The 15477-nt window shown below is 66.2% G+C and carries 15 protein-coding genes; 8 read left to right on the forward strand and 7 right to left on the reverse strand.

Annotated elements, in window-relative coordinates:
* Positions 1-49: 49 nt before the first annotated feature.
* Complete coding sequence (locus ERC79_RS09395) at positions 50-1207, forward strand: acyl-CoA dehydrogenase (RefSeq protein WP_131577634.1); 1158 nt, start codon at positions 50-52, stop codon at positions 1205-1207.
* A 71-nt stretch (positions 1208-1278) separates the two neighbouring features.
* Entirely contained in the window at positions 1279-2127 is an 849-nt protein-coding gene (locus ERC79_RS09400; RefSeq protein ID WP_131577635.1) for a 3-hydroxybutyryl-CoA dehydrogenase, read from the forward strand.
* A gap of 190 nt (positions 2128-2317) precedes the next feature.
* Here the strand turns inward: ERC79_RS09400 and ERC79_RS23705 are convergent, their stop codons facing one another.
* Positions 2318-2446, reverse strand: coding sequence for a hypothetical protein (locus ERC79_RS23705; RefSeq protein ID WP_278249727.1), 129 nt, complete (start codon positions 2444-2446; stop codon positions 2318-2320).
* Positions 2447-2942: 496 nt separating this feature from the next.
* On the opposite strand from ERC79_RS23705, the gene ERC79_RS09405 reads away from it, so the two are divergent.
* The gene (locus ERC79_RS09405; protein ID WP_165497068.1) at positions 2943-3767 is read left to right on the forward strand and encodes an ATP-grasp domain-containing protein; all 825 of its coding nucleotides are present in this window, start codon (positions 2943-2945) and stop codon (positions 3765-3767) included.
* Between the two features lie 278 nt (positions 3768-4045).
* Here the strand turns inward: ERC79_RS09405 and ERC79_RS09410 are convergent, their stop codons facing one another.
* Positions 4046-4528, reverse strand: a complete 483-nt coding sequence (locus ERC79_RS09410; protein WP_131577637.1) for a hypothetical protein — start codon at positions 4526-4528, stop codon at positions 4046-4048.
* A gap of 442 nt (positions 4529-4970) precedes the next feature.
* Here ERC79_RS09410 and ERC79_RS09415 point away from each other — a divergent pair, with 442 nt between their 5' ends.
* On the forward strand, positions 4971-6437 hold the full coding sequence (locus ERC79_RS09415; RefSeq protein WP_131577639.1) for an MFS transporter: 1467 nt from the start codon (positions 4971-4973) through the stop codon (positions 6435-6437).
* Between the two features lie 193 nt (positions 6438-6630).
* Complete coding sequence (gene ilvD / locus ERC79_RS09420) at positions 6631-8343, forward strand: dihydroxy-acid dehydratase (RefSeq protein WP_131577641.1); 1713 nt, start codon at positions 6631-6633, stop codon at positions 8341-8343.
* Between the two features lie 7 nt (positions 8344-8350).
* On the opposite strand, the gene ERC79_RS09425 is transcribed toward ilvD, so the two are convergent.
* On the reverse strand, positions 8351-9007 hold the full coding sequence (locus ERC79_RS09425; RefSeq protein WP_131577643.1) for a serine protease: 657 nt from the start codon (positions 9005-9007) through the stop codon (positions 8351-8353).
* Between the two features lie 165 nt (positions 9008-9172).
* Positions 9173-9937, reverse strand: a complete 765-nt coding sequence (locus ERC79_RS09430; protein WP_131577645.1) for a DUF6319 family protein — start codon at positions 9935-9937, stop codon at positions 9173-9175.
* Between the two features lie 164 nt (positions 9938-10101).
* Between ERC79_RS09430 and ERC79_RS09435 the strand changes: the two genes are divergently transcribed.
* Positions 10102-11142 (forward strand): adenylate/guanylate cyclase domain-containing protein, encoded by a 1041-nt coding sequence (locus tag ERC79_RS09435; protein WP_131577647.1) that lies wholly within the window; start codon positions 10102-10104, stop codon positions 11140-11142.
* Between the two features lie 8 nt (positions 11143-11150).
* Here ERC79_RS09435 and ERC79_RS09440 read toward each other — a convergent pair whose 3' ends face one another.
* A complete protein-coding gene (locus ERC79_RS09440) occupies positions 11151-11378 on the reverse strand; it encodes a hypothetical protein (protein WP_131577649.1) in 228 nt (75 codons plus the stop codon).
* Between the two features lie 104 nt (positions 11379-11482).
* Here ERC79_RS09440 and ERC79_RS09445 point away from each other — a divergent pair, with 104 nt between their 5' ends.
* Complete coding sequence (locus ERC79_RS09445) at positions 11483-12409, forward strand: diiron oxygenase (protein ID WP_131577651.1); 927 nt, start codon at positions 11483-11485, stop codon at positions 12407-12409.
* A 70-nt stretch (positions 12410-12479) separates the two neighbouring features.
* Here ERC79_RS09445 and ERC79_RS09450 read toward each other — a convergent pair whose 3' ends face one another.
* Positions 12480-14150, reverse strand: a complete 1671-nt coding sequence (locus ERC79_RS09450; RefSeq protein WP_131580941.1) for an AMP-binding protein — start codon at positions 14148-14150, stop codon at positions 12480-12482.
* A 225-nt stretch (positions 14151-14375) separates the two neighbouring features.
* On the opposite strand from ERC79_RS09450, the gene ERC79_RS09455 reads away from it, so the two are divergent.
* Positions 14376-15011: a helix-turn-helix domain-containing protein gene (locus ERC79_RS09455; protein WP_242676791.1), complete on the forward strand. Its 636-nt coding sequence runs from the start codon at positions 14376-14378 to the stop codon at positions 15009-15011.
* On the opposite strand, the gene ERC79_RS09460 is transcribed toward ERC79_RS09455, so the two are convergent.
* On the reverse strand, positions 14948-15337 hold the full coding sequence (locus ERC79_RS09460; RefSeq protein ID WP_131577653.1) for a VOC family protein: 390 nt from the start codon (positions 15335-15337) through the stop codon (positions 14948-14950). The two genes, ERC79_RS09455 and ERC79_RS09460, sit on opposite strands and share 64 nt — an antisense overlap.
* Positions 15338-15477 lie beyond the last annotated feature (140 nt).

Raw genomic sequence — 15477 nt, forward strand, 5'->3', positions numbered from 1 at the left:
GCAGACCGCCCCGTACGACTGACCGTCCCGCACAACCGAGGAGCGTCCCATGGCCGGCAACCCCGATTTCCCCCTGTTCCAGCTGAACGAGGAGCACGACGAGCTACGGGCCGCGATCCGCGCTCTCTCCGAGAAGGAGATCGCGCCCTACGCGAAGGAAGTCGACGAGAAGGCCCGCTTCCCCGAGGAGGCCCTGCAGGCGCTCGTCGCATCGGGCTTCAACGCCATCCATGTCCCCGAGGCATACGACGGCCAGGGCGCCGATTCGGTCGCGGCCTGCATCGTGATCGAGGAGGTCGCCCGCGTCTGCGGCTCGTCCTCACTGATCCCCGCCGTCAACAAGCTCGGCACGATGGGCCTGATCCTCAAGGGATCGGACGAGCTCAAGAAGCAGGTACTGCCGGGCATCGCCGAGGGCAACATGGCCTCCTACGCCCTCTCCGAGCGGGAGGCCGGCTCCGATGCCGCCGCCATGCGCACCCGCGCGAAGGCGGACGGTGACGACTGGATCCTCAACGGCTCCAAGTGCTGGATCACCAACGGCGGCAAGTCAACCTGGTACACCGTCATGGCCGTGACCGATCCCGACAAGGGCGCCAACGGCATCTCGGCGTTCATGGTGCACAAGGACGACGAGGGCTTCGTCGTCGGACCGCTCGAGCACAAGCTCGGCATCAAGGGCTCGCCCACCGCCGAGCTGTACTTCGAGAACTGCCGCATTCCGGGAGACCGCATCATCGGCGAACCGGGCACCGGCTTCAAGACCGCGCTCGAGACCCTCGACCACACCCGCCCGACGATCGGCGCGCAGGCACTGGGCCTCGCGCAGGGCGCATTCGACGCGGCACTGGCCTACACCAAGGACCGCAAGCAGTTCGGCACGTCCATCGCGTCGTTCCAGAACACCCAGTTCATGCTCGCCGACATGGCGATGAAGATCGAGTCGGCCCGCCTGATGGTCTACACCGCGGCCGCCCGCGCCGAGCGCGGCGAGAAGAACCTCGGCTTCATCTCCGCCGCCGCGAAGTGCCTCGCGTCCGACGTCGCGATGGAGGTCACCACCAACGCCGTCCAGCTGTTCGGCGGCGCCGGCTACACCACCGACTTCCCGGTCGAGCGGATGATGCGAGATGCCAAGATCACCCAGATCTACGAGGGCACCAACCAGATCCAGCGCGTCGTGATGTCCCGGGCGCTCCTGAAGTAGTCCCGCATTCTGCTCAGGTAGCAGAATGTCCCCGACATCATTTCGACCGAGAACCATTTGGAGAGTCAACTGTGGAGCTAGTGGGTGTAATCGGCGGCGGCACGATGGGTGCCGGCATTGCCGAAGTGTGCGCGAAGGCCGGTAGTTCGGTCCTGGTCCTGGAAACAAAGCAGGAGTACGCGGATGCAGCGCAGGCGCGTATCGCCAACTCGATCGGCCGCGGCGTCGCCCGGGGTAAGATCACCCAGGAGGAGGCAGACGCGGCGATCGCTCGCGTGCGAGTGACCCTCGACATCGAGGAGTTCGCGGACCGGGACCTGGTCATCGAGGCCGCCCCGGAGATCGAGGCGCTCAAGGCTGAGATCTTCGGCAAGCTCGACAAGATCGTGAAGCCGTCGGGCATCCTGGCAACCAACACCTCCTCGATCCCGGTCATCAAGATTGCCAAAGCAACCCAGCGTCCGGGCCAGGTCGTCGGTGTCCACTTCTTCAACCCGGTGCCGGTAATGCCGCTGGTGGAGATCGTGGTCAGCCTGGTCACGTCCGAAGAGACTGTTGCAGCAGTGACGGATTTCGCCCGTAACACTCTGGGCAAGAAGGCCGTCCGGGCCGGTGACCGCGCGGGCTTCATCGTCAACGCGCTCCTCATCCCGTACCTGTGCGATGCGGTCCGGATGCTCGAATCCGGCTACGCGAGCGCCGAAGACATCGACGACGCGATGAAGGGCGGCTGCGGCTACCCGATGGGGCCGCTGACCCTGCTCGACACCGTCGGTCTCGACGTCGCGCTTGCTGCGGCGGAGTCACTGTACGTCGAGTTCGGGCAGCCGAACTACGCGCCGCCGGCACTGCTGCGCCGCAAGGTTGACGCCGGACACCTCGGCAAGAAGACCGGTCAGGGCTTCTACAGCTACAAGTAGTCGCCAGATCGATCACGGCATTCGCCTCATCGCCAATCGAAGGCGTTGAGGCGAATGCCGTTTCACTGCGAATCGCCGCGGTTCCCAACCGCTTGCCACCGAACGACAACAGTGCCCCACTGTCTCTCATGAGAGACGGTGGGGCACTGCCGTTCAGCTTCCGGACCAGCGGGCCCGGATCAGATACAGATCAGCTGAAGGCGTTCAGCGCGCCGACCAGGCCGAGGATCGCAGCCAGGCCCGAGAGCACGCTACCAATGCCACTGACAACCGGCTGGATCTGCTTGATCAGCGCGAGGTCTGCGTCAGAAGAACCCATTACCACTCCTCAAATCAACGGTTTATGCGCTTGTTGCGCATCGGGAAGAAACTACAGTCGAGAGCGGATTTACGTCCCCTTCACCTCTGCAGGATCTCGGAAAGAATGTTGCGCCCACCCGGCAACGATTGAGAAACCGGTGAGCGACCTGCAAGCGAACAACAGCGGACAATCTGATCGCGGGACCGTCGCCCCAGGATGCCGGGTGCCTCCACGGAAGCCGTCAGACGGCTGACCTGGAACCTGCGCGGACGAAACCTCACAGATACGCCGAACTCCCGAGCCGTGAGGCATCGAGCCTGGTCATCCGGTCCGATCCCAGCCGATCAGCGGCCATACGACGGAGTGTCCGACGCGAGTAGCCAGCTCACCGGGCAGACGCGACCCCGCAGCGGACCCCAGCAAACCCGGCGCAGCCGACCAGCTCCGCCCAGGCTCCGACCGGACCGGCGAATCGGGCGGAGGCGGTCCTCCCGGGATCAAGGGCCCTACGCCAGTGGTGGTCAAGCTGGCTGATGGCTTTGGGAGTCTCGGGGTCATACGAGTAGATGAAGAATCTGGATTGTCTTCTGCAATCAGGCAATCCGAGTTAGCAAGACAGGTTGCACTCGGCTCGAACGAGGGAGTTGATCCAAGACTGGTTGTCGAGGAGTATCTCGACGGCCCCGAGTACGTTGTCGAGAGCCTGGTGGTGGATGGACATGTTCATGTGCTTGCCATCGGGGACAAGGGCTACCCTCAAGGGCCATTCTTTGAAGCAGGCAACTACGTCGCTCCTGCGCAATTGGATGATGAGGCACGGAACGCTATCTTCCGGGAAGTGATTCGCGGGCATCGGGCGCTCGGGATCAACATGGGTCCGACGCACACTGAGCTTCGTCTGTGCGAAGGGAACCGGCCTTTCATTCTAGAAGTCGGCGCCCGGTTCGGCGGATCTGGCGTTTCACACTACATCGCTCAGGGAGTGAGCGGTGTCGACTTTGCGGGTGAAGTGATGCGTATGGCCGTTGGACTGCCCCCTCGAAACATCGATGCGAAGCAGGACACCCTGGCAACTCCTGTAGGCATTGCAGCAAACTATATCGTTCAGTCCGATGGCTCCGGCCGCATAGCGGAAATTGTCGGCCTTTCCGATATCTCGGTGGATCCGCAGGTAGATCACATTATTCAGATGCTTCATTCAGGTGATGTCGTGAGGCCGTATCCGCACTTTTCTGGATACCCCGCATTCGTGCTGTCCCGACATGCGGATCATGATTCGGTGTTCGATCTACATGAGCGGATCGGGTCGACGGTGAGGATTGTGTACGAAGCCGATTAGCCCCGACCCGGGCTTGTGCGGCAACGGAGGGATACCTCCACGCGCCGTTTCCGTTACCGAACGAGGAAGCGGCAGTGGCGATTCGACGGCGAAGACTCCGGAATCGCCAGCGGCATCTTCCTCGGTCAAGTCGAACAGATGGACAATCCGAGGCTGTGACATTTGCGTCTGGTCTGTCTCGGAAATCACTGTCGAACAAGAGGAGTCAGCACAATTGAGGATCCCGGAAAGTGCGGTGAGACTGCGAGAATTTGTGATCTACACGCAGGTAGTAGAACTCAGGCCGGCAATTTCGACGTCCCACAAGCGTTGTCCTGCGACAGCTTCCACACCCCGTCCTCTGCGACGAAGTTCATGATGGCGTCAGGATTGGGCTGACCGTCGAGGATCATGGTCACCGTCGCGGCGACTGCGCCGTCACCGAGGTCGGTCACTTCCGTGACCTCGACGGTCACCTTGTTCGCCATCGCCGCAGCCACCACCTGGTCGATCAGTCCCGGGTCCGCTGCCGCACCCTGAACGAGGGCCACCTTCTCCGCGGCTGGGAGACTCGCGTCGAGCGCCTTCGTGAGGATTGCGTTCAGTTCGGCGGCTGTCGGGGCGGGGATTGGGGGCGTGGTCGAGATCATCACGGTTGTGGTGACCGGACCAGGCACCGAAGGCTGGTTGCCCCCGTCGCCGCATGCCGACATCGCCAGCGCCGCAGCGCACATCACACCAACCATCGCCGTCCGTCGGAACCGTTCGGTTCCTCTGCGCATCGAGAACATGCCACTCCCAGCCCTTCGTCTGCTCCGTCCGTCACCGCACGGGTGCGGCGTGCTGGACGGTATCGCCGATCCTGCCCGGACATCGGGCAGCCCGTCGGCGCGGCGCGGAACTCTCACGTTGTCCTCACAATTCGCGTGGATGCGCTGCGTCCAGGCGAGACTCAGCGATGGAGGGAGCCTCGACGACCTGGCGGATCTTGACCACTTCCATAGAAGGCTATGGACATGGCACAAGCGGAAACGGAAGTGCAGCATGAGAAATGTTGTGATCGTTCTCCTCACCGCCATAGGCCGCTGCGATCGGAGGCGCAGTCGTTATGGCGACCGCAAGTGGAGCTTCTGAACCCTCAGACGGTTCACATGAGACAGACCGGACGTACTTCTCCAGATCGGGGGGTTCCCGGCCCGGCTAGGAGAGCGCACCATCGGTTACATGACCGCCGCGCCGCCGCTGCACCTGAAATCGCGTCAGGGCCGCTGGGTGGTGCTCGCGACCGTACTCGGCTCCTCCCTGGCGATGCTCGACGGGACGGTCGTCAATGTCGCGCTACCCCGGATCGGCGAGGATCTCGGGACCGAGGTCGCAGGATTGCAGTGGACGCTCAGCGGCTACACCCTGACGCTCGCGGCGCTCATCCTCCTCGGCGGGGCGCTCGGCGATCGGTGGGGCAGGCGCCGCGTATTCGTCTGGGGAACAGTCTGGTTCGCGATTGCGTCTGGCCTGTGCGCGCTGGCACCGGACGTGTCGATGCTCATAGCCGCCCGACTGCTGCAGGGAGTGGGCGCGGCAATGCTCACTCCGGGCAGCCTGGCGATCATCTCGGCGTCGTTCGACGACGAGGATCAGGGCGCCGCGATCGGACTCTGGTCCGGGCTCGGCGGTGTGGCGGCAGCGATCGGCCCGCTGCTCGGCGGCTGGCTGGTCGAGATCGCGGGGTGGCGTTCGGTGTTCCTGATCAACCTGCCGCTGGCGGTCGCGGTCGTGTGGGTCTCGGTCCGGCACGTCCCGGAGAGCCGCGACCCGCACCCACCGGAGCGGCTCGACGTCCTCGGGTCTGCGCTTGCGATACTCGCCTTGGGCGCACTCACCTACGGAATGATCGAGAAACAGGTGTGGGCGGTGGTCGTCGGCGTCGCGCTGCTCGCCGGGTTCGTCATGGTGGAACGGCGCTCCCGGAACGCCCTGGTGCCGAGCTCGCTGTTCACCTCCCGCGTGTTCGTGGCCGCCAATCTGGTGACCCTCGCGGTGTACGCGGCGCTCGGTGGCGTCTTCTTCCTCCTGCTTCTTCAGCTGCAGATCGTGTCCGGGTACTCGCCGCTCGCAGCGGGCATCGCGTCACTGCCGATCACGATCCTGATGCTGTCGCTGTCGTCCAGGGCGGGCCGCTGGGCCCAGGTGCACGGACCACGGATCCCGATGACCGTCGGCCCCATCCTGGGGGCTGCAGGGCTGCTGCTCATGCTCCGGATCGGACCGGGTGCGTCGTACCCGACGCAGGTCCTGCCCGCCGTCGTGGTCTTCGGCCTCGGTCTGTCCGTCCTCGTCGCGCCGCTCACCGCGGCAGTCCTCGGCTCGGTATCGTCGAACCAGGCCGGGATCGCGTCGGGGGTCAACAATGCGGTCGCGCGCACCAGCCAGCTACTCGCGGTCGCGGCACTGCCTGCACTCGCCGGGATCGGCGCCGAGGCGCTCGGGAACCCGGACGCCTTTGCATCCGGGTTCCGCACCGCGATGCTCATCTGCGCCGCACTGTTGCTGACCGGAGCCATTATCGCGGCGGTGATGATCCCGCGAGGCGTCACTGCCCGGGAACCCGCAGCGGAACCGGGGAGCGAGTCCGTCGCGTGCCAACCGCACTGCGACGTCACCGCGCCCGCCGTGCAACCGCCGCCGCACTGACCAATCCCGAGTACCGCGCGCTTTGCGCACCTACCGCGCTTCTCCGACGGGCGATTCGGCGCCAAGTGCGCAAGACGCGGGAGATCGGGCAGGCGCCCGCGGGAGGCGTAGAGACGTCCCACCTCGTCCCGCGTGATGGTTACATGGACTTCGAGCCCGCCATCCGTGACGATCGATCGTTGGGAGCAGTGCCGTGACCACTTCGAAGGATTCACCCACTCCGGACATCAAGCCCCGCAGCCGCGATGTCACGGACGGCCTCGAGAAGACCGCCGCGCGCGGAATGCTGCGAGCGGTCGGCATGGGTGATGACGACTGGGACAAGCCTCAGATCGGCATCGGATCGTCGTGGAACGAGATCACCCCGTGCAACCTGTCGCTGGACCGGCTCGCCAAAGCCTGCAAGGACGGGGTGTTCGCGGGCGGCGGCTACCCGCTCGAGTTCGGCACCATCTCGGTCTCCGACGGCATCTCGATGGGGCACGAGGGCATGCATTTCTCGCTGGTCTCCCGCGAGGTGATCGCCGACAGCGTCGAGACCGTCATGCAGGCCGAGCGGCTCGACGGCTCGGTGCTGCTCGCCGGCTGCGACAAATCGCTACCCGGGATGCTGATGGCCGCCGCGCGACTGAATCTGGCCAACGTCTTCCTCTACGCCGGATCGATCCTGCCGGGCATCGCGAAGCTGTCCGACGGCACCGAGAAGGAAGTGACCATCATCGACGCGTTCGAGGCGGTGGGCGCGTGCTCGCGGGGCCTGATGAGCCGCGCCGATGTCGACGCAATCGAACGGGCGATCTGCCCCGGCGAGGGCGCGTGCGGCGGCATGTACACCGCCAACACGATGGCGTGCGCCGCGGAGGCACTGGGGATGTCTCTGCCCGGCAGCGCGGCTCCCCCGGCCACCGACCGGCGGCGAGACGGCTTCGCCCGTCGCAGTGGGCAGGCCGTCGTCGAGCTACTGCGCCGCGGGATCACCACGTCGGACATCCTCACCAAAGAGGCGTTCGAGAATGCGATCGCCGTCGTCATGGCGTTCGGCGGCTCCACCAACGCCGTCCTGCACCTACTTGCGATCGCGCACGAGGCCGAGGTGCCGCTCACGCTCGACGACTTCGCCCGCGTCGGCGCCCGCGTCCCGCACCTCGCGGACGTCAAACCGTTCGGCCGCCACGTCATGATCGACGTCGACCGAATCGGCGGCGTGCCGGTCATCATGAAGGCACTGCTCGACGCCGGGCTGCTGCACGGCGACTGCCTCACCGTCACCGGCCGGACGCTGGCCGAAAATCTCGCCGAGATCGACCCGCCGGACCCCGACGGCAAGGTGCTGAGGGCGCTGAGTTCCCCGATCCATCCCACCGGCGGCATCACGATCTTGAAGGGTTCTCTCGCACCGGGCGGCGCGGTGGTGAAGTCGGCCGGATTCGATTCGTCCATCTTCACCGGCACCGCACGCGTTTTCGACCGCGAGCGTGCCGCGATGGATGCGCTCGAGGACGGCACCATCACTGCGGGCGACGTCGTAGTGATCCGCTACGAGGGCCCCAAGGGCGGCCCGGGGATGCGGGAGATGCTCGCGATCACCGCCGCGATCAAGGGGGCCGGGCTCGGCAAGGACGTCCTACTGCTCACCGACGGACGCTTCTCCGGCGGAACCACCGGACTGTGTGTGGGCCACGTCGCACCCGAGGCGGTGGACGCCGGTCCCATCGCCTTCGTCCGGGACGGGGACCGCATCAGTCTCGACGTCGCGAACGGGGTGCTCGATCTACTGGTGGACGAGAAGGAGCTCGCCACCCGCCGCAGCGGATGGGAGCCCCTTCCACCTCGCTACACGCGAGGCGTCCTCGCGAAGTACACCAAGCTCGTCGGGTCGGCGTCCGACGGCGCCGTGTGCGGTTGAGCCGCAGCTAGATCGGTCTGTATCCGGCCCCGACGCCACCGCTGGCGTTGATGTTGTCGATGATCGACGTCATGTTGGTGCCGAGTTCGGGCCCGAAGCACGCCACCCCGAGGTAGGCGTTCACCATCGCGACCAACGTAGTGCCCACGACGACCGGCGAGCCAGAATCGCCCTCGATGACACACATCTGGGTCCACGTCTCCTGACTCTGCAAGAGGTCGCCGTAGACCACCCCGCACGTATGTCCGGTGGTGCGTCCCTGCTTGCACGCGACCGCCGGGAACTGCGCGGGCTTTCCGATTTCGGTAATCGTGACCTGACCGATCGTGTTCACCGGCTGCACCTTCGCGGGGTCGAACTGTAGGACCGCGTAGTCGTAGTCGGAGTTCGACACCACGAACTGGCCCACGACACCGGCGTCGGGTGCGGACTCCGAAACTACTGTCGCGCCGGCGTCACCGCAGTGACCGGCCGTGATGCCGACGAGTCTGCCGGCGTTGTCGTATCCGATCGTGGTGAGCGTGCACTGGTACATGTCGTCGATCACGATCCCCGAGCCGCCACCGAGTACCGTCTTCGGCGGCGCGGCGGTGGCGGTGCCGACCCCGAGCATCGCGGCGATCACCGCCAACACCGCGAAGATCAAGGAAAGTCGCTTGAGCATGTTGCCCTCCCGGTTGGCGCTAGGAATGTGCCATCGGTCGATCACCGCCCACGGACGCGCCCTCGGCGCTCACGCACTCGAGTCGGCGGGACACTCTATCGGCAACCTTCCCACCTACGCCGGTGCCGACGGGCCGCGTTGACCCGATCGTCACCGAATCGCCGACTAGGGCGTCGCCCCCAGCGCCGCGAGCGTCCTACGCGCATCCTCGAGTTCCTTGCTCAAGGCGGCAATTCGCTGCTCTGCAGCCTCGCGAGCAGCGAGAATGACCGATTGGACCGCCTCGAGAACCTGAGGATCGCCTAGCTCACGGACGGCCCGATCCACCGCGTCCGGACTGACCGGAACCGCCTTGCTCGGACGCTTTGCACCGTGCGCGAGAGTGACCGTCCATTCGTTCTCGGGCCCGGCGTGGATCGTCACCGACACCCCACCCTGAGCCTTCCGCGGGCGACGCGACGCCGGTGCACCGGCGGAAGCCGGGACAGGGGACACCGGTGGCGCGGGCGCCGCCGTGGCCGGAGCCTTCGCGGCGGCGGCGGGCGTCGGCGCGGGAGCGGTGGGCGGCGCAGTGCGTTGCGGGACCGCGGGAGCAGGTGCTGCAGTCCGCGGCACGGCGACCCGCCCGGCCCTTCTCGGCGCGGCGGGCTTACCTGCCGGCTCGGGCGCTTTGCGGGTCATCCGCAGCTCCTCAGCCTCGAACGGCAGTTCGTCGTTGACACCCTTTGGCCGAATTGTCACCGTATTCCCCTCGACAGAAACAACTTTCGCCGAGCAACCAGCTTCGATTCCGAGACTTGGCGTGGCTTCACGCAAGTACACGGTGGCCCGTCTGCCGTCGGCAACGGCGGCGGCGAGCGTCTCGAGGTTGTCCGCGGTGAGGTGTTCCGGGGTGGACGAACCTGCGCCGGAACGGCTGCGGGGCGGCATGGTGAATCCTCCGTGGGTGGTTCTTCGACGTCACAGTCGAGGACGTCACAATCGAGATTGCAGTACTGATCCTTGCACTGCCACTTTTCCACAGACCCCCGACAGTCGTTGCAGCCCGCACGACGGTGGTCCATTCTTGGTCGGCCGTCACGAAAGGGGCTCCGGTGGAACTGTCCACGCATCTCGACTCGGCGCTGCTGGGCCTGATCCAGTCAGAGGTCGAGCAGACCCTGCTCGGCGGCCCCCGCAAATACACCCGGGATCAGGTCGCCGAACTGGCGGGCGTACCCCTCGAGCGGGCCCAGCGCCTGTGGGTATCGATGGGCTTCGCGATCGACTCCGATCCGGATGCGGTGATGTTCACAGATGGTGACGCCGCAGCGCTCCGGGCGCTCGTCGAGTTCGTCGACGGTGGCGCGCTGGCACCGGACGCGGCCGTCGCAGCTACCCGAGCCCTGGGCCAATCGATGTCACGGCTCGCGGAATGGCAGGTGGCGGTGCTCAATTCGCACCTCGCCGACGAACTCGCGGCGGGTCTCGATCAGTCCGGGACACTCGATGAGCAGGCCCTGCGCACCGCCGTCGGTACCCTCACCTCGCAGCTACTGCCGACCGTCGAGGCACTGCAGTCGTACGTGTGGCGACGCCATCTCGCCGCGGCGACTGCCCGCCGGGCCGGCAGCGTCGGCGAGGACACAGCCCACCGCATGCTCACGGTCGGTTTCGCGGACATGGTCGGTTACACAAGCCTGACCCGCCGGATCCGCGTCGACGAACTCAGCGGACTGCTCGAAGAGTTCGAGTCCCGGACCACCGCGATCATCACGCAAGGCCGCGGATGGGTGATCAAAAATGTCGGTGACGAAGTGATGTTCGCCGCCGAGAACGCCTCCGACGCGGCACGGATCGCACTGGCACTACAGGAGGCGTTCCTCGGCGAATCGGGGCAGCCGGACCTGCGGGTCGGCCTGGCACTCGGCCCCGTCCTGGTGCGCTTCGGCGACCTGTTCGGCGCAGTGGTCAACATTGCGGCTCGGCTCACGAGCGCCGCCCGGCCCGGCACCGTTCTGGTGGACGCGGAACTGGCGGCGGCGCTGGCGGAGGATGAAGAATTGGTCCTCAAGCCGCTACGCCCGCTCCGGGTCCGTGGCTACTCGCGGCTCCGCGCGTTCGCCCTACGGCCCGGCCGCGGGCCGAACGTTTGAGGAACTGATCAGCTACCGCCCAGGCTTCCCGGGGGAATCGAGTACCCGCTGCTGCCGGCCGAGCCGCTGCCGATCAGGCCGAGAATCCAGTTGAGCGCATTGGTAATCATCGAGTTCCTCTCCTCGCCGTGCGGTGTCCTCGTGAGGACTACGTCACGGTACCGCCGAGCGGTCTCGAGCGCGGGGGACTTCGATGCAATCCGCGAACACGGCCGATCTGCGACTTCCTTGCTCACCATTGCGATTGTGACGATGGCCACTGTATGGTCGAAATAACAGTTACCACCCGTCACATATATGTCGTGGCCCGTCGCGGCTGTGACACGAACGAGGGGCAGTCATGACACCTCAGACTCCGGCGGCTCCGACGACCCGCCCGGCTCCGCCAGTGTCCGACCGCGAGGACACCGCACGCAGACTGTTGGCATCGTCCGCCCGCAAGTCGTATGACCCGATGATCGAAGTCGACTGGGACGCCCCGGTACCCGCCGACAAGTTCGGCCTCACCCCGGAGTGGAGCACGCTCTACGGCACACCCCTGTGGGACGAGATGAGCGACGAACAGAAGATCCGACTCACCAAACATGAGGCCGCCAGCGTCTCCAGCGTCGGCCTCTGGTTCGAGATCCTCCTCATGCAGATGCTGCTGCGCGATGTATACGGCCGCGACAAGCACTCCCGCCACGTGCAATTCGCACTCACCGAGGTAGCCGACGAGTGCCGCCACTCGGTAATGTTCGCCCGCGCCGGCGAACGCTTGGGGATGCCCGACTACGGGCCGATCCCGTTCATCCACAAGGCCGGTCGCATATGGGGCGGGTTCTTCCGCGGCGCCAACGCGTACGCCAGTGTGATGGCGGCGGAGGAAATCCTGGACATGATGCAGCGCGACTTCATGAGGGACGAGCGCGTCCAACCGGTTACCCGCACCGTCAGCAAGATCCACGTCCTCGAGGAGGCGCGACACATCCGTTTCGCCCGCGAGGAGGTAAGCCGCCGACTACAGGGCGCCAGCCGGGCACGGCTCGCCGCCGAGCGCGTCAACACCGCCACGGTGGTCTACTTCGTGATGAAGAGCATGATCCACCCCGATGTGTACACCAACGCCGGCCTCGACAAGAAACGTGCGCTCGAGGCCGCCCGCACCAACACCCACCACCACGACGTGATCCGTACGTCGGGTTCGAAACTCATGAACTTCCTCGACAGCGTCGGCCTCGTCGGCGGGCCGTCGAAGGTGCTCTACAAAAAGGTCCACCTGCTCTGACGACAGGCACCGAGCGCGTCGATCTCGGCAACCGACGGATCGGGACACGAAACCCGTCGCGGCCGTCCCATCAGGAGCCCAGGAAGCGCTGGCGGCTGTGGGCGGCGAACTCGGACTCGAGCGCCCTCTTGTCCTCGTCGGTCATCTGCTTGTAGGCGGGCGCACCGCGGCCCTCCCAGCGAAACACCGGATCACCAGTACGCCACAGCTCCGCCTGCAGCTCGCGCTTGAGTACCTTGTTGGATCCGGTCATCGGCAGGTTCGTCGACACCCGGACGAACCGCGGGGTGGCCTTGCTGCCCAGGTCGGCCTGGCCGGACAGGAACGACGCGAACTCGGCAGGATCGAACTCCTCGAGCGACTCCAGCTCGACCGCCGCCATCACCTGGTCGCCCGAACGCGGGTCCGGGATCGCGTACACGCCGGTTGCGATGACCTGCGGGTGCCGGCGCAGTACGCGCTCGATCATCAGCGCGGACGTGTTCTCACCGTCGACGCGGATCCAGTCACCCTTGCGACCGGCGAAGTAGATGAAGCCGGCCTCGTCGACGTAGCCGAGATCGCCGGTCCAGTACCAGCCGTGCTTGATCCGGTCGGCGTCGGCGGCGTCATTCTTGTAGTAGCCCTCGAACGCGCGGGCGCCGTCCTTGTCGATCATCTCGCCGATAGCCTCGTCCGGATTCAGCACCCGGCCGTGCTTGTCGAGAATCGCGCGGACGCATTCCTCCCGAGTCTCCGGGTTCACGACGGCGATGCCGGCATGCGCGGGGCGGCCCAGCGCTCCTGCGGGGGCCTCGGCGTCGAGTTGCACCGAGCCGGCCCCCTCGCTCGAGCCGTAACCCTCGTGCAGTTCCGCACCGAAGCGGCGCACGAACTCGGCCTTGTCCTCGGGCGAGGCCTCGGTGCCGAAGCCGCGCTCGAGCTGGTTGTCGCCGTCGCCCGGATGCTCCGGCGTCGCCATCAAATAGGCGAGCGTCTTTCCGACGTACGTGAAGAACGTGGCGCCGAAGAATTTCACGTCCGGCATGAAACCCGACGCCGAGAACTTGCGAGCCTCCGGCAGGCACACCGTAGCCCCGTTGGCGAGCGCGGGCGCCCACAATGCCATGAGCGCGTTTCCGTGGAAGAGCGGCATCGGGCAGTAGTCGATGTCGTCGCGGTGATGCCCGTACTTCGCAGTGTTCGCGTGCGCGATCCGGGCGAGCCGGCCCTGACTGCATTTGACGGCCTTCGACATTCCCGTAGTACCCGATGTGAACAGCAGCAGGAACAGCGAGAACTCGTCGATCCCGTCGGCGACGGCGGGCTCGACGCGGTGGTCGTCGAGCCGCTCCCGGTAGTCCGGGGCGTCGATCAGGATGAAACGGTCCTCGGCGAGGCCGAGGTCGAGGCCTCGAAGCTTCTCCATACCCGCAGCGTCACTGACGATCAATTGGCAATCGACGTAACGGATTTCGGCCTCGAGCTCCACCGCGCCGCGGGTGGGATTGATACCGACGATCGTGCCACCGGTCAGCGCGGCCCCGCCGAGCCAGAACAGGAAGTCCGGAACGTTCTCGAGCAGGACACCGATATGGAACGGGCCGTCGACGCGCAGCGACAATGAGAGGGCGCCGCGCGCGGCACTCTCGCGAACCACCTCGTCCCATGTCCAATCCTGCTCGCGGGTCCGGACGCCCAGGCGCTCGTCGCCCAGCCGGTCGAGCAGCATCTCGGCGATCGTGGTCCGTTCCAAGTCGATATCTCCTGTCGAGGCGCCGGCAAGCACTGCGTGCGACCGTAGATTGCGATCACCTCGGCGGCAACCACCCCGCAAGGAAGCAGCGGAGACGGCGCCACCCGGACTGACCGGCGAGCCGTGCTGTACTGGGGCGTGTACTCCGAGCGCCCTTCGCAGGCAATCCCCTCCGCGATCCGGTGGGGCAGTATCCGCACCGAGGACGGGATCATACTCCCGGATGGCTGCATGGACCTCGTGTGGCGCGACGGTGAGGTTATGGTCGCCGGGCCCGACACCGGCCCGATCGCGGTGTCGGCGTCACCGCTGCCCAGCGTCGGGTTGCGCTTCCCGCCGGGGCTACTCCCCCATCTCCTCGAAGTTCCAGCAGAACAGCTGCGCGACAGCCGAATCCCCCTGGTCGATGTGGTCGGACGCCGGATGGCCGCGCCGCTCGCCGGGGTGGATCCCACCATCGCGGCCGCAATGTTCGAGGACTTCGGCCGCTCGCGCCTGGCGGTGCTGGGGCCGGTCGATCCGGTCGTCACTGTCGTCGCCACGATGCTCGGCGCCGGTACCTCCGTCGCCGACGTTGCGGCGGCCACCGACCTGTCCACCCGCGCACTTCACCGACTCGGAACGAGGAGCTTCGGCTACGGACCGAAGACGCTCGCCGGGATTCTGCGGTTGCAGCGGGCTCGGGACCTCGCCGGCCTCGGCATTCCATCAGCTGCCGTGGCCGCCGAGTGCGGCTATGTGGACCAGGCGCACCTGATCCGTGAGTCGCGGCGCCTCACCGGACGCCCGTTCGGTGAGATTCGTCAGCCCGGTAGCGGCGCGAACAGGTCGACGGCGTTGCCGTCGGGATCCACCAGGCTCGCGTAGCGCTGGCCCCACGGCGCGTCGAACGGCGCCGTACCGCCGTGCCCCGCCGCCACGAACCGCGCCCACGCCGCGTCCACCTGCGCGGCGGTCCCACAATCGAATGCGAGCGCGACACGGTGACTCCCGGTGGGCGGCGTCCACTTACCGCTGAACGATTCGACCACTTCGACGGTGTCCCACATCACCCGGATTCCGCCGGCCGTCGCCTCGACATGCGGGTAGTCCTCGGCATCGGCCGGAATGTCGAGGCCGAGAAGGCGGTAGAAGCTTAGGGAAGCGGCGAGATCCGTCGTCACCAGACCAATCGCGTTGAGCTGAGGGTTCATGACGTCGATGCTATGTGTGGCCGGGCGGGATCGATTGGATCTTTCGGACGCCGGTCCCCTTCTCCTGAAACCGCCCACCACACACCGACGGCACGCACTGGTCGCCAATCCGCCCATTCTCGTCACCACTGGCCCAGTTC

Origin of the sequence: Rhodococcus sp. ABRD24 (assembly GCF_004328705.1) — a bacterium.
GTDB lineage: Bacteria > Actinomycetota > Actinomycetes > Mycobacteriales > Mycobacteriaceae > Prescottella.